14 protein-coding genes are annotated in these 13432 nt (G+C 69.7%); 3 read left to right on the top strand and 11 right to left on the bottom strand.

The features are described 5' to 3' along the window. Window positions 1-109 precede the first annotated feature (109 nt). Window positions 110-2149, top strand: coding sequence for an ATP-binding cassette domain-containing protein (locus GLO27_RS19625; RefSeq protein WP_208323793.1), 2040 nt, complete (start codon window positions 110-112; stop codon window positions 2147-2149). Window positions 2150-2251: 102 nt separating this feature from the next. Here GLO27_RS19625 and GLO27_RS13610 read toward each other — a convergent pair whose 3' ends face one another. Next, window positions 2252-2701, bottom strand: coding sequence for a hypothetical protein (locus tag GLO27_RS13610; protein WP_167255353.1), 450 nt, complete (start codon window positions 2699-2701; stop codon window positions 2252-2254). Window positions 2702-2835: 134 nt separating this feature from the next. On the opposite strand from GLO27_RS13610, the gene GLO27_RS13605 reads away from it, so the two are divergent. Next, window positions 2836-4305: an HNH endonuclease signature motif containing protein gene (locus tag GLO27_RS13605; protein WP_167255351.1), complete on the top strand. Its 1470-nt coding sequence runs from the start codon at window positions 2836-2838 to the stop codon at window positions 4303-4305. A gap of 12 nt (window positions 4306-4317) precedes the next feature. Here GLO27_RS13605 and GLO27_RS13600 read toward each other — a convergent pair whose 3' ends face one another. From GLO27_RS13600 to GLO27_RS13555, 10 genes are all read right to left on the bottom strand, one after another. Beyond that, window positions 4318-5640, bottom strand: a complete 1323-nt coding sequence (locus GLO27_RS13600; RefSeq protein WP_167255348.1) for a glutamate-1-semialdehyde 2,1-aminomutase — start codon at window positions 5638-5640, stop codon at window positions 4318-4320. Window positions 5641-5662: 22 nt separating this feature from the next. Then, window positions 5663-6640 (bottom strand): porphobilinogen synthase, encoded by a 978-nt coding sequence (gene hemB, locus GLO27_RS13595; protein WP_167255346.1) that lies wholly within the window; start codon window positions 6638-6640, stop codon window positions 5663-5665. Continuing rightward, window positions 6637-7434 carry a uroporphyrinogen-III synthase gene (locus GLO27_RS13590; protein ID WP_021198270.1) on the bottom strand — a complete coding sequence of 266 codons (798 nt, stop codon included), beginning with the start codon at window positions 7432-7434 and terminating at the stop codon, window positions 6637-6639. Before GLO27_RS13590 ends, hemB begins: the two co-directional genes overlap by 4 nt. Continuing rightward, window positions 7431-8426: a hydroxymethylbilane synthase gene (gene hemC, locus GLO27_RS13585; protein ID WP_021198269.1), complete on the bottom strand. Its 996-nt coding sequence runs from the start codon at window positions 8424-8426 to the stop codon at window positions 7431-7433. Before hemC ends, GLO27_RS13590 begins: the two co-directional genes overlap by 4 nt. Window positions 8427-8430: 4 nt before the next feature. Then, a complete protein-coding gene (gene hemQ / locus GLO27_RS13580) occupies window positions 8431-9111 on the bottom strand; it encodes a hydrogen peroxide-dependent heme synthase (RefSeq protein ID WP_021198268.1) in 681 nt (226 codons plus the stop codon). 79 nt (window positions 9112-9190) lie between these two features. Further along, the gene (locus tag GLO27_RS13575; RefSeq protein WP_021198267.1) at window positions 9191-9463 is read right to left on the bottom strand and encodes a hypothetical protein; all 273 of its coding nucleotides are present in this window, start codon (window positions 9461-9463) and stop codon (window positions 9191-9193) included. Further along, complete coding sequence (locus GLO27_RS13570) at window positions 9450-9857, bottom strand: phage holin family protein (RefSeq protein ID WP_021198266.1); 408 nt, start codon at window positions 9855-9857, stop codon at window positions 9450-9452. Before GLO27_RS13570 ends, GLO27_RS13575 begins: the two co-directional genes overlap by 14 nt. A 1-nt stretch (window position 9858) precedes the next feature. Beyond that, window positions 9859-10317 carry a hypothetical protein gene (locus GLO27_RS13565; protein ID WP_021198265.1) on the bottom strand — a complete coding sequence of 153 codons (459 nt, stop codon included), beginning with the start codon at window positions 10315-10317 and terminating at the stop codon, window positions 9859-9861. A gap of 162 nt (window positions 10318-10479) precedes the next feature. After that, a complete protein-coding gene (locus tag GLO27_RS13560) occupies window positions 10480-12081 on the bottom strand; it encodes an FAD-dependent oxidoreductase (protein WP_021198264.1) in 1602 nt (533 codons plus the stop codon). Window positions 12082-12127: 46 nt separating this feature from the next. Next, window positions 12128-12460 carry a metalloregulator ArsR/SmtB family transcription factor gene (locus tag GLO27_RS13555; RefSeq protein WP_021198263.1) on the bottom strand — a complete coding sequence of 111 codons (333 nt, stop codon included), beginning with the start codon at window positions 12458-12460 and terminating at the stop codon, window positions 12128-12130. Between the two features lie 67 nt (window positions 12461-12527). Here GLO27_RS13555 and GLO27_RS13550 point away from each other — a divergent pair, with 67 nt between their 5' ends. Further along, window positions 12528-13430 (top strand): NAD-dependent epimerase/dehydratase family protein, encoded by a 903-nt coding sequence (locus tag GLO27_RS13550; protein WP_167255344.1) that lies wholly within the window; start codon window positions 12528-12530, stop codon window positions 13428-13430. Window positions 13431-13432: the final 2 nt, after the last annotated feature.

The following is a 13432-nucleotide window of genomic DNA, read 5'->3' as shown; positions in this document are numbered from 1 at the left end:
GCCAGGCTACCCCTTTCGGCAAGGGCGTCATTCCGCGCGAAATGCGGGATCCGACAGGGTTTTCCGGCAGGATAGGGAGGAACTGTTCAAATGCGACGAGAGGTCACGGATGCCTGAAGGACAGGTGCTCGAGTTCACGCACGTGACGAAGCGCTTCAATGAGGTGACCGCCGTCTCGGACTTCTCCGCGCGCGTCGAGCCCGGAGCCGTCACCGCCTTCCTCGGCCCGAACGGAGCCGGCAAGACCACCACGTTGCGCATCCTGCTCGGCCAGGTGCGCGCCACATCCGGCACGGCGACGATCGGCGGCACGACGTATGCCGAGCTCCGCCAGCCGCTGCGCACGATCGGCGCGGTACTCGAAGAGACCGTCTACCGTCCCCGTCGCACCGCCGAGCGTCAGCTGACCATCGCCGCCAAGGCGAACGGCATCCCGCTGGCACGCGTCGGCGAAGTGCTCTCCCTGGTCGGCCTCGAGGGCGAGGGCGACTCCCGCATCGGCGGCTTCTCGCTCGGCATGCGTCAGCGGCTCAGCGTCGCGAACGCGCTCCTCGGCGACCCCGGGGCCCTCGTCTTCGACGAGCCGGCCAACGGACTCGACCCCGAGGGGATCCGCTGGATGCGACTCCTGATGCGTCGCCTCGCCGACGAGGGACGCACGGTCCTCGTGTCGTCGCACGTCCTCAGCGAGGTCGAACAGGTCGCCGACAACGTGCTCGTGCTCTCGAAGGGCACGCTCGTGCTGGCCAGCGGAATCGAGACGCTCGCCGACCCCAAGGGCGGCTCCGTGATCGTGGACGCCGCGGATCGCGCCGGGCTGACGTCCGCGCTCGCTGCGGCCGGGTTCGACATCGAAGTGCTGCGCTCGGGTCTGACCGTGCGCGGCGGAGACGCCGAGACCGTGGGAGCCGTCGCGGCCGACGCAGGCATCGCCCTGAGCACCCTGGTGCAGCGCGGGCCGACTCTCGAAGACGTCTTCATCGACCTGATGCGGGGTGGCCGGTTCGCGCCGAGCGCTCCCGCAACGGCGACCCCGCTCGTCGCGCCGAACACCCCGGAGATTGCGCCCGAGGAGTCGACTCCCGCAGAGGCCGCTCCCGAAGAAGCATCTCCGGCACCCGCCGACTCCGTGGTCGCCATCCCGGTGGCCGCAGCAGCCGCCTGGGCGGCCGAGGCTGCGTCTGCTCCCGCAGGCGAGGCCGTGGCCTCGAATCTGGCAGCCTCCGTCGGCTCTGACGCATCCGACGTGTCCGACGCATCCGAGGCCTCCATGGCAGAGAGCGCGGAGAGCGCTGCGGACGAGTCCTCCGCCGACGTGGATTCCATCGATACGATCGCGACCGGAGAGTCGACGTCCGAGGAGGAGACTCCCGCCGAAGACGCTCCGGACGAAGAGGCTTCTGTCGACGAAACACCGGGCGAAGAAGCATCGATCGGCGAGTCCGGCGACGTCGCCTCGGGTCCGTTCGAGGTGGGCGACGCTCCGACCCTCGGCGAACAGTCCACCGACGAACAGGCTCCGGCTCGATCCTTCGATGAGATCCTGTTCGGCGCCGCCGTGCCGGCGGACACCGCAGACACGACGCCGTCCGACCTGACCTCCGGTGACGAGGACCACAGCGGGGTCGAGATCTTCGCGGATCTCGACGACGCATCGGTCGCCACGGAATCGGACGCGCTGTCCTCCCACAGCGATGGCCCCTCATCCGCCGACACCGAGGACACCAGCTCTTCCGACGATGACGAGGAGGACCCGCGCTCTGCAGCGGTGAGTTCCATGCTCGCGGCCGCCGCCCGCGCGTACTACGAGGACGAGCCCAAGGACTACCCGTTGGGCGCAGAGGACGAGCCCGCCCAGGGCGAGGCGTCGGACAGCGAGGCTGCGGACAGCGAGGTTGCGGACTTCGAGGCTGCGGACGGCGATACGCCGGAGGCCCCCGCGGAGAACGCACACTGGAGCGTCGCCTCCACGGGCGTCATCGACACCGTGCCCCTGGCCGAGGGTTCCGCGGAAGGCGACGAGACGACTCCCGATGACTCTGACGAGAACACCGGTGAGAACCACGACGGCGAGAACCACGACGGCGAGAACCACGACGGCGAGAACCACGACGGCGAGAACCACGACGGGGATCACCAGCACGGCTGAGCGCCTCGCCGACGAGAACGCCCTCCGGACCTGCGGGTCTGGAGGGCGTTCTGCGTTGAAGGGAGGCCGTGCATCGCGAGGCACGGCTTACCGACGTCGGCGTCAGGCGGGCCGGGGGCGGATGACGGGGCGTCGTCGTCCCTTCGAGACCGGGATCGGTGCCGTGGCCACGATCTCCTCGACGTTCGCCGGTTCGGTCGAGACATCGAGCCGGAGTGCCTGAGTGAGCGCGAGCCCGTGGCTGGTGGTGAGGATCAGTCGGCGGTATTGCGGGTCGCCTTCGAGATCGATCACGACGCTCGGGCGACGCCGGCGGATCAGCACGAAGTCGAGGCTGCCCGCGGCCTTCCAGCTGCCTGCGGCGAGAACACCGGGAATGTGCGTCCCCGGGTTCGGGACGCCGCGGAGCCAGGTCCAGGCGTCTTCCGTCAGCTGCACCTTGGTGATGGTGTCGCGCGCGATACGGAGGTTGTCACGGTGGAAGGTGGCGGCACGTTCGATCGGCGAGAGCACGACCTCCAGTTGCGTCTGGTCCAGCAGCAACGTCACCATGTCCCCCAGTCTGCCAGCGCGGCCCTGCCAGTTGTCTGGAAGTTGCTCACAGGAACGCAACGATCCCTTGTCGATCAGCACCAGTCATCATGATTCCCCTTCCGTCGTTCGAACATATGTACTATACTCGAAGAATGAAGGCATCTGCGAACAGCATCGATCAGCGCGAGGCCCTGCTCGATGCCTGGGCGGAGAAGCGGCGAGGCATCGCGGCGCTCGAAGCTGAAGCCTCCGCCCTCCTCGCCGATCGACTTCGGCTGCTCGACGACGATGTCCGCGAGCAGCCGCAGCATCGCGATTCGATCCATCGGTCGATGATCGCGGAGTACTCTGCGGCCGGTCGCATGTCGAAGGGCAGCATCGAGTACGCCTTCAGCGACGCCCACTTCCTCGAGGCCGAGCACCCCATCGTGCGAGACGCGTTCCGCCGCGGTGCGCTCAGTGCGGCCCATGTCCGAGAGATCGTGCGGGAGGGAATCATCGTGCGGCAGGGGGTCCGCGAGGGTCGAGTAGACGCCGAGACCCTCACCGTCTATGACACGGCGGCGCTCGTCGTGGCCGAACAGGACTCTCCCGCGCGCACCCGCACGATGGTGCGCCAGATCGCCTCCTCCCTCGCCGGCGAGACCGTGGTCGAGCGTCACCGACGGGCCCACGGCGAACGATCGGTCACGTTGAGGGCGCTCGACGACGGCCTCGCACTGCTCCAGGTCGTGCTTCCGGAGTACCTCGCCCACGCGATTCTCGACCGCCTGACGCGGCTCGCACAGCACGTCATCGCCACCCGGGGTGATCGCGCCGCTCGCGCCGACGAGGTGCCGATGCTGTCTCCGGACGAGCTCGACTCGGGCACCGACCAGGTCTTCCTGCAGGATCTCGCCGCCGACGACTCCCGCCGAGACGACCCTGTGCTCAACAGGTATCCCGTCGACGACACCCGATTCGATGCCCACGTCATCTTCGGTGAGGGCGACACCTTCACGACCGATCCATCCCTCGGCGGCCCGCCCCTCCTGACCGACGAGCGCGGCATCGATGCGGTGCGCGCCGACCTGCTCAGCGACCTACTCCTGACCACCGACCCCTCTACGGCCGAGGGCACCGCGCTGGAGAGCATCCGGGCGCGCATTCAGGTCACGATCGCTGCCGAGACGCTGGCAGGAGGAGACGAACGGCCGGCCGAGCTCGATGGGATCGGGGCGCTGCATCCCGACGTCGCCCGCGATCTCGCCGGTCGCAACGGAGGCTGGTCCCGCCTCTTCCTCGACGGCGCGGGCACCGTGACAGCCACAGCCTCCTACGCCCCGACGACGGCGATGCGGCGGCACCTTCAGGCCCGCGATCAGCATTGTCGATTCCCCGGGTGCCGCACACCGGTCCACAGGTGTCAGGTCGATCACAATCACGACCATGCCAAGGGCGGAAGCACGTCGATCGACAACCTCAGCCACTTCTGCGTGGGACACCACTCGCTGAAGCACCCCGACATCGCCGAGAAGCACCGTTGGCGTGCGAGACAGCTCCCCGGAGGCGACATCGAGTGGACCAGCCCACTCGGCCGCGTCTACACAGACGCGTCACCGCGCCGCGTCATGTTCGTCTGACCGGACTCGCGCCTACGGACGTGCGGCCGCCGCGGCAGCCGCAGCGACTGGAAGTGCGGCCTCGATCTGCTGCAGTTCCTCCTCGCCGTGTGCGGCGGTGAGGAACCAGGCTTCGAACACGCTCGGCGGAAGAGCGACGCCCTGCTCGCGCAGCGAGTGGAAGAACGGCGCGTAGCGGAACGACTCCTGCGCCTGCGCTTCGGCATAGTTGCGCGGCGCCGAGGCCCGGAAAGAAGCGTTGAACAGGTTGCCGGCGGTGGCCACCGCGTGCGTGACACCGGCCGACGTGAGCGCGGCGTCGAGCGCGGTGGACACCCGAGCGGATGCGGCGTCGACGGTCGCATAGACCTCGGGGGTCGCGAGCCGCAGCGTCGCGAGACCCGCAGCGACCGAGAGCGGGTTTCCGGACAGTGTGCCCGCCTGGTAGACCGGCCCGAGCGGGGCCAGCAGGTCCATGACCTCGGCACGTCCACCGAGCGCGGCCAGCGGCATGCCCCCGCCGACGACCTTGCCGAACGTGAAGATGTCGGGCAGGTAGTCCTCGCCGGCGGCGGCCTGCAGCCCCCAGAATCCGGCCGGGTGCACCCGGAATCCGGTGAGCACCTCGTCGAGGATCATCAGTGCGCCATGAGCATGCGCGGTCTCGGCGATCAGACGGTTGAATCCGGGCAGCGGAGCGACCACGCCCATGTTCGCAGCCGAGGCCTCGACGATGACGGCGGCGATGCGCTGACCGTGCTCGGCGAACACGGCGGCCAGAGCCTCCGGGTCGTTGTAGCCGATCACGAGGGTCTGGGCGGCGATCGGCGCGGGCACCCCGGCGGAGCCCGGCAGCGCGAGCGTCGCGACGCCGGAACCTGCCTCCGCGAGAAGGCCGTCGGAGTGGCCGTGGTAGTGACCGGCGAACTTCACGAGCAGGTCGCGACCGGTGGCACCGCGCGCGAGGCGGATGGCCGTCATGGTCGCCTCGGTGCCCGTGGAGACCAGGCGCACGCGCTCGATGGGTCGGGTCTCACCGAACCGCACACGGTCGGCGATCAGCGCGGCGAGTTCGACCTCGCCCTCGGTCGGAGCGCCGAACGAGAGCCCACGGGACGCGGCTTCCTGCACCGCGGCGACGATCTCCGGGTGCGCATGCCCGAGAAGCGCAGGACCCCACGAGGCGACGAGATCGACGTACTCGCGACCGGCGGCATCGGTGACCCTCGCGCCCTTCGCCGAGGCGAGGAACCGCGGCGTGCCGCCGACCGATCCGTAGGCGCGCACCGGAGAATTGACCCCACCGGGAATCACCGCGCGGGCAGCGGAGAACAGGTCGTCGTTGCGGTCGGTCATGAAGGAGAGCTCCTCGCAGAAGTCAGTCGCGCAGCCAGCCGGCCGCTTCGGTGGCCCAGTAGGTGAGCACCGCATCCGCACCGGCGCGGCGGATGGAGAGAAGGGACTCGAGGATGGCCGCGCGACGGTCGATCCACCCGTTCGCACCGGCGGCCTCGATCATGGCGTACTCGCCGGAGACCTGATATGCCCACACTGGAATACTCACGGTGTCGCGCACCTCGCGCAGCACGTCGAGGAAGGCCATCGCCGGCTTCACCATGACGATGTCGGCCCCCTCGGCCTCATCGACGACGGCCTCGCGCACACCCTCGCGCCGGTTGCCCGGGTCGAGCTGGTACGTGCGACGATCGCCGGTGAGCTGAGAGTCGACAGCCTCGCGGAAGGGTCCGTAGAAGGCGCTGGCGTACTTCGCGGCATACGCGAGCAGGAGGGTGTCGGTGAACCCCTCGGCGTCGAGCGCCCGGCGGATCACCGCGACCTGGCCGTCCATCATCCCGGAGAGCCCCAGCAGCTGAGAACCTGCGCGCGCCTGTGCGAGCGCCATCGAGGTGTACCGCTCGAGAGTCGCGTCGTTGTCGACGGAGCCATCGGCGGCCAGAACGCCGCAGTGGCCGTGATCGGTGAACTCGTCCAGGCACAGGTCGGTCTGCACGACGAGCGCGTCGCCGACCTCGGCGGCCAGCGCCTCGGTCGCGACGTTCAGGATGCCGTGCGGATCGTCGGCTCCCGACCCGACGGCGTCGCGGACGGCGGGCACGCCGAACAGCATCACTCCGCCGACACCGGTCTCCGCCGCCTGGACCGCCGCCGCGCGCAGTGAATCCAGGGAGTGCTGAGCGACGCCGGGCATCGAGCCGATCTGCACGGGCTCGGAGATGCCTTCGCGCACGAAGAGCGGAAGCACGAGCTGTCGAGGCTGCAGCGAGGTCTCACGCACGAGATCTCGCACCGCCCGCGACTGCCGCAGACGCCTCAGTCGAACGTCGGGAAAGCTCACGGCGCGAACTCGTCGGCCGCGTGCGGAAGAGTGAAGTGCGAGACCGCATCGATGAGCGCGTCGACGGTCTGGCGGTCGGCGACGACCGACACGGGCAGGCCCGCACGCTGCGCGTCCTTCGCGGTCCGCGGTCCGATCGCGGCGAGCAGCGTCTCGTCCGGGATCTCCGGGAACTGCTCGCGCACCTGCTCGGCGACCGACCCACTGGTGATCAGGATCGCGTTGATCCGTCCGTTCTCGACGTCGCGGCGGATGCGCTCCGTCACCGGCACTCCCACCGTGCGATAGGCGACGACGCCGTGCACGTCGTGACCAGCCTCGGAGAGCAACCGGCTCAGCACCGGCTTCGCGATCTCGCTGCGCAGGGCGAGGATACGGCGCGGCTCCTTCTCGAGGGCGATGAGCTGCTGCGCCATCCCCTCGGCGGAGTTGTCCTGCTCGGGAACCAGCGTCACCTCGTAGCCGACCGCCTGCAGAGCCGCGGCGGTCGTCTCACCGACGGCGGCGATCTTGGTCGCACGCGGCACGACGGCCCGGTGCGCGAAGAGCACGTCGACGGTGGTGGCGCTGGTGACGGTCAGCCAGTCGAACTCCCCCGCGGCCAGTTGCGCGAGCGCGGAGTCGAGCGTCGCCTGATCGGTCGTCGGCGCGAAGTTGATGAGCGGCGCGACGACGGGCACGGCGCCCAGCGCGCGCAGACTCGCGGCGACGCTGTCGCCCCACGGCCCGCCACGGGGCACGAGGATGCGCCAGCCGTCCAGCGGTCGGTCCTGCTTGATTTCGGAAGTGGTCATGAGGATTGCTCTCGGGATACGAGGCCGGCCGCCCCTTGATCGAGCAGCCGACGGGCAACAGTGAACCCGAGCTCGCGCGCTGCGTGCATCGGGTCTGCACCATCGGCAGCATCCGCTCCATTGCCACTGCCGTTCCGACGAATATACTCCCCGTTCAGGTCTTCGGTGACGTCGAGGCCGATCCGGCGCCCTCCGTCAGCGGCATAGACGACCGTCCTGACCCGGATCGAGGAGCCGTCCACCACGGCGTGCGCGGCCATCGGCGCCTGGCATCCGGCATCCAGTCCCTGCAGGATCGCGCGCTCGACGGTGATGGCCAGACGGGTGTCGGCGTCGTCGAGACCGGCGAGAGCCGCGAGCAGCTCTTCCGGTGCATCGGCACGGGTCTCGACGGCGAGCGATCCCTGCCCGGGCGCGGTCGGCCATTCGGCGAGACCGAGCTCTTCCCGTCGCAGCGGAGACTTCGCTCCGAGTCTCGAGAGGCCCGCCGCCGCGAGGATCACCGCATCCAGCTCCCCGGACGCGACCCGGGCGAGACGGGAGTCGACGTTGCCGCGGATGTCGACCACCTCGGCGCCCGGCGCCCGACGACGCACCTGCGCGATACGCCGCGGCGAACCGGTTCCGACCGTGCTGCCGGAGCGCAGTTCGTGCAGTGCGGTGCCGTCGCGGGTGAGGACCACATCGCGCGGATCCTCACGCTTCGGCGTCGCGGCGATCACGAGGCCATCGGGGATCGCCGTCGGCAGATCCTTCAACGAGTGCACGAGAAAATCGCACTCCCCCGCGAACAGCGCCTCGCGAAGGCGCGTGGCGAAGATGCCCTGGCCGCCGATCTCGGAGAGGGATGCACGATTCGTGTCGCCCTCGCTGGTGATCGGGACGAGTTCGACCCGACGCCCCGAGAGCTTCTCGAGGGCCGTGGCGACATGGCCCGACTGCGCCTGCGCGAGCGCACTGCGACGGGTACCCAGACGGATGGGGGTGCTCATGGGCTTACTGGAGGACGTCCGCGATCTCGTCGAACCGGAGCCTGCGCCCCGTGTAGAAGGGCACCTCCTCCTTCACATACATGCGGGCATCGGTGTAGCGGAGGTCGCGCATCATGTCGACGAGGTCGGTGAGCTCATCGGCCTCGAGCGGAAGCAGCCACTCGTAGTCGCCGAGCGCGAACGACGCGACGGTGTTCGCGAGCACACCCTTGAAGGCGGCACCCTTGCGGCCGTGGTCGGCGAGCATCTTGCGACGCTCCTCCTCCGGCGCGAGGTACCACTCGGGCGTGCGCACGAACGGGTACAGGCACAGCCATTCCTTGGGGTCGACCCCGCGGAGGAAGCCCGGAACGTGCGAGCGGTTGAACTCGGCGTCGCGGTGCACGCCCATCACGTTCCACACCGGGAGCAGCGCACGCAGGAGTTCGGTGCGACGAAGGCGGCGGAGCGCCTTCTGCAGTTCCTCGGCGGTGTCGCCGTGCAGCCACACCATGAGGTCGGCATCGGCCTTGAGGCCGGAGACGTCGTAGAAGCCGCGGACGGTGACTCCGGAGTCCTCGATGTAGGAGACGATCGTCTCGAGCTCGGTCGAGTCGGTCTCCGTCACAGGGACGTCGGGGTTTCGTCGCCAGACAGCCCAGAGGGTGAAGCCGGACGGGTTCTCATCGCGCTCTTCGGACATCATGCTCCCCAGTCTGCCTCGTTTGCGCAGGAGCCGCTAATCACCCGCGAGGGCTGCTCACGGCATCCTGGAATGCTGCACCTCAGCGCGAGAGGAAGCGCGCGATCGCCCAGACCGCGCCCCCCACCGCCGCGGCGATGCCGACCGCGGCGGCGATCGCCCCGATCGGGTTGCGGTCCGCGAACACGCGGGCCTTCGCCGCCGCACGCGTCGATGCCTTCTCGACCCGGCGTGGGATGTTCCCCTTGACCTCGATCGCCGCGAGGGCGGCCTTCAGCTCGGCGCGGGCCGAGGCGACGGGGTCGACGATCCCGCCGGGAACGGCGGTACGCGGCAGCGACTCAGAATTCGTCATCGCCGGCCTCCTTCACGAGTCGGATGTCCTCGGCGACGGCCTGCGCCGGGTTCTGGCGCGCGAGCACCTTGCGGAACTTGAGGATCCCGAGTAGCGCGAACAGCAGCACGGCGAGGATCAGGATGCCGAACACCGCGATCGCGGAGAGCCACACGGGCCACCAGGAGGACAGCCCGGCGATCGCGAACACGAGGATCACCGGCACGGCCCAGAACAGGAAGAACAGCGCGACGAGGAACCACACGGAACCGATGCCGGCGTCCTTCGAGGTGCGCGAGATCCACGCCTTCGCGGCGTCGATCTCGGCCTTGACCAGATTCGTGACGAGTTCCGGCAGGTCTCCGAGGAGAGTCAGCAGGCTGTCGTCGGCGCGATCGCGGTATCCGCGGGGCATGTCAGGCGCCGGACTTCTTGGGGGCGGACTTCGCAGCCGGCTTCTTGGCCGCGGGCTTCTTCGCGGCGGGCTTGGCTGCGGTCTTGGTCGACGTCTTGCTCGACGAGGCATTCGACGACGCGGTGGCCTTCGCGGCTTCGACCGCCTCTTCCGTCGCCTCGGCGAGGTCTTCCGCCGCCTCGCGTCCGGTGGCGATGGCGGAGTCGAGCCGCTGACCGGGCGTGCCGTTGCCGCTGACCGACTTCGCGACCTTCACGACCCCGGTCCAGAGAGCGCCGGGGACGGCCGCGGCCTTGTCGCCGACGAAGCCCTTGACCTTGGTGACCTGCTCCTGCACGGGATCGAGGTTCCACACCTTGAGCCACTGCGTCTTGATCTGCTCGTAGCGCTCACGTCCGGCACGGGTGCCGAGGACGTAGCCCACGCCGAGCCCGACGACGAGTCCGATCTTCCCCTTCATGGGGTCTCCTCACCTTGTTCCGGTAGTCCGGCCAGATTCGCCCGGTTGGGACCGGCCGCAGGCTTTCGCACCCCGCGGCCAGGTACCCAGCGTAACCCCGTATGCCGATTTCGGCATCTATGGGTCAGAGGGTTGACACGGAGGGCACTCCCACTCCGACGATCAGTCCCACAACAGGGCGCGTCGCAGACGGTCGGCCTCGTCCCGCGCATCCGGGACCACCTGAGCGAGCCCCGTTCCCGCCAGCCAGGCCCCCACCGCGGCCACACCGGGCACCGCCTGGACAGCTGCGCGCGCCGCTGTGCGCCTTTCTCCGGACCCGATGATCGACGCCGGCTGCGACTGCACGAAGCGCCCACGATGCGAGGCGACGACGGCCGCAGGGCCGATGGCGACGCCGAGCAGGGCGGCGGCTTCTCGCCGCGCCAGGTCTGCGGCCGCGTCGTCGCTCAGGCCCGCGGTGGCCGCCGGCTCGCCCTGCGCGCCGAACGACACCCGAACGATCTGCCGAGCACCTGCGGCCTCGCGCACCCAGCCCCACTTCGCCGTCGAGTGGGTGAGCGCCTTGGCGGTGTGGCTGCCCGGGACGGTGAGCACGCCGGTACCGCGGGGCGGGGTGGCGAGTTCCGGCGCGTCGAGGAGGAGGGTGACGATCTCGATCTCGGGAGAGGCTGCGGCCTCTGTCTTCAGAAGGTCGGGCACCACCGAGGCGAGGAGTTCCCGCGCTGCGGATTCGGGGGTCGCGATGATGACGGCGTCGGCGGCGAGCTCCTCGATCACGGGCGGCGCGGAATCCTCGACGGCCGCCTGCAGCTCGACCACGAGCGGGTCTGCGTCGTCGACGCTCGAGGGAACCTCACGGGTAGGCGCGACCTCGACGTCGACAGTCCAGGCCGCCCCCACCTTGCGCACACGGCGCACGCGCACGCCCGTGCGCACGTCGGCGTCGAGCCGCACCAGGTCGGCGGCGAGCGCGTCGACGAGGGTGCTCATACCTCCGGAGAGTCCCTCCACGGCGGCTCCCGGTGTCGTAGAGGGGGCCTTCGCTGCTGGCGACTTCGCCCCCGACGCGGCGTGAGAGGCTTTCGCCGCAGCCTCGTCACGGAGCGTCTGCACAGCCCCCGAGAGGGAGCCGACCCGGGTCAGGGCGGCATTGAGTCCGGGCGCCGCGACATCGATGTCGACGTCGTCGGGAGAGGCGGAGTAGACACCGGTCGTCACGGGAGCGACGAGGCGATCCCGCACCTTCGCCCCCATGCGCGAGGCGACGAGCTTGCCGAGGCTGAGCTGGTGGCCGATCGTGAGTGGCGGCCGCACGCGATCCAGATAGGCGCGCCAGACGCCGGACCACCCGATGATGCGGCGGACGTCGGGCTGGAAAGGGTTGGCGGGGATGCCGAGGATGCCGCCGGCCGGGAGAGGTGCCGCGCCCACTCCGGGAATGCCGGCGAGCCATGCGCCGCCGGCCTGCGGGACCACGATGCGGTCGGCCAGTCCCAGCTCCTCGACGAGCGCTCGCACGAGGCCACCCCTGGTCGCGTAGCTCTCGGCGCCGGCATCGACGATCACGCCATCCAGATCGACTCGACGGATCGCGCCACCCAGATCGTCGGCAGCTTCGAGCACGGTGACGCGCATCCCGACCTTGGCGCACTCCCGCGCAGCGACGAGGCCCCCGATGCCGCCGCCGACCACGATGACATGCTTGTCCGCCGCACGGGCGGCGAGGTCGGACGGCTCGGCAGCGGAGGGCTCAGGGCTCATGCGTCAATTCTCGCACCGGGCCGGTCGGGCCCCGGCGACGGACGGTTCACGCCTCGACGGGCTCCGACGCACCGCGCCCGCGCTTGCGCACCTCGCGCAGCACGATCTGCTCAGGGCACACCGTGGAGAGGAAGTCGCCGACCGAGAGAGCCAGGCGCTCGCCTACGAGGGAGTAGAGGATGCGATTGGCGTCGCGGCGCTCGCTGATGAGTCCGGCCTGGCGGAGAACGCTCAGATGACGGGAGATGGTCGGGCCGCTCGCGGAGAAGCGCGACGCGATCTCGCCGGCCGCGAGCTCACCGTCCTTCAGGTCCTGCAGGATCTGGCGCCGGGTAGGGTGCGCCAGCGCTGCGAAGATGTCGGTCGCGCTGTCTGCCATGGTTGCAATATAGCACCTTTGCTAGATAGTGTTTAGCCGCGTAGCTAATGAGCGAAGGAGAGGCATCATGCGAGTTGCCATCACGGGCGGTACCGGTTTCGTCGGCAGGAACCTCGCCGAACGTCTCGACGATGCGGTCGTCGTCTCCCGTCGAAACGGCGTCGACATCACCGACGTCGACGCGCTGGCCTCCGCGTTCGAGGGGTGCGACGCCGGCGCGCACTGCGCCGGGATCAACCGCGAGATCGGAGAGCAGACCTTCCGTCGCGTGCACGTCGACGGCACGAGAGCCGTCGTGGAGGCCGCTCGCCGCGCGGGGGTGCAGCGCATCGTCCTCGTCAGCTTCCTCCGGGCACGCCCCGACTGCGGGTCCGGCTATCACGAGTCGAAGTGGGAGGCGGAAGAGATCGTGCGCGCCTCCGGCATCCCGCACACGATCCTCAAGTCCGGCATGATCTACGGCCCCGGCGACCACATGATCGACCACGTGACCAAGGCGGTGCGGACCCTGCCGTTCTTCTGGACCGTCGGATATCGCGAGCGCACGGCACGGCCGGTACCGGTCGAGGATGCGGTCGATGTGCTCGTCGCCGCTCTCGAGGGCCGCATCGAGGAACCGACGATCGCCGTCATGGGGGCCGACGAGATCACGCTCGGCGAGGCCATCCGCCGCATCGCCCGCGTCGCCGGACGCCGACCCGCCTTCGTCCCCGTGCCGACATGGATGGTGCGCGCGCTGGCGCAGGTGACGGAGTGGACCATGGTCGTGCCGCTCGTCGCGAAGGCCCAGGCGCGGATGCTCGCCGAAGGCGTGAGCGAACCCGCGCCATTCGCTCCGGAAGCACCCCTCGGGATCCGGCCGTCACGCCCGTTCGACGATGCGCGCATCCGCGAAGCACTTCCGCAGGGACGCTTCACCCTCGACGACCTGCGGATCACGCACCGCCTGCAGCCGGCACGGAGGGCCTGAGG

The organism is Microbacterium sp. Be9 (genome assembly GCF_011754135.1).
In the GTDB taxonomy this organism is placed as follows: domain Bacteria; phylum Actinomycetota; class Actinomycetes; order Actinomycetales; family Microbacteriaceae; genus Microbacterium; species Microbacterium maritypicum_A.
The sequence above is the reverse complement of the archived record's forward strand: the minus strand, read 5'-3'. Positions and strand labels throughout refer to the sequence as shown.

Coding starts and splice junctions, on each gene's coding strand:
- GLO27_RS19625 (WP_208323793.1), top strand. CDS start 110: ATGCCTGAAGGACAGGTGCTCGAGTTCACGCACGTGACGAAGCGCTTC.
- GLO27_RS13610 (WP_167255353.1), bottom strand. CDS start 2,701: ATGGTGACGTTGCTGCTGGACCAGACGCAACTGGAGGTCGTGCTCTCG.
- GLO27_RS13605 (WP_167255351.1), top strand. CDS start 2,836: ATGAAGGCATCTGCGAACAGCATCGATCAGCGCGAGGCCCTGCTCGAT.
- GLO27_RS13600 (WP_167255348.1), bottom strand. CDS start 5,640: ATGACCGACCGCAACGACGACCTGTTCTCCGCTGCCCGCGCGGTGATT.
- GLO27_RS13590 (WP_021198270.1), bottom strand. CDS start 7,434: ATGACCACTTCCGAAATCAAGCAGGACCGACCGCTGGACGGCTGGCGC.
- hemC (WP_021198269.1), bottom strand. CDS start 8,426: ATGAGCACCCCCATCCGTCTGGGTACCCGTCGCAGTGCGCTCGCGCAG.
- hemQ (WP_021198268.1), bottom strand. CDS start 9,111: ATGATGTCCGAAGAGCGCGATGAGAACCCGTCCGGCTTCACCCTCTGG.
- GLO27_RS13575 (WP_021198267.1), bottom strand. CDS start 9,463: ATGACGAATTCTGAGTCGCTGCCGCGTACCGCCGTTCCCGGCGGGATC.
- GLO27_RS13570 (WP_021198266.1), bottom strand. CDS start 9,857: ATGCCCCGCGGATACCGCGATCGCGCCGACGACAGCCTGCTGACTCTC.
- GLO27_RS13565 (WP_021198265.1), bottom strand. CDS start 10,317: ATGAAGGGGAAGATCGGACTCGTCGTCGGGCTCGGCGTGGGCTACGTC.
- GLO27_RS13560 (WP_021198264.1), bottom strand. CDS start 12,081: ATGAGCCCTGAGCCCTCCGCTGCCGAGCCGTCCGACCTCGCCGCCCGT.
- GLO27_RS13555 (WP_021198263.1), bottom strand. CDS start 12,460: ATGGCAGACAGCGCGACCGACATCTTCGCAGCGCTGGCGCACCCTACC.
- GLO27_RS13550 (WP_167255344.1), top strand. CDS start 12,528: ATGCGAGTTGCCATCACGGGCGGTACCGGTTTCGTCGGCAGGAACCTC.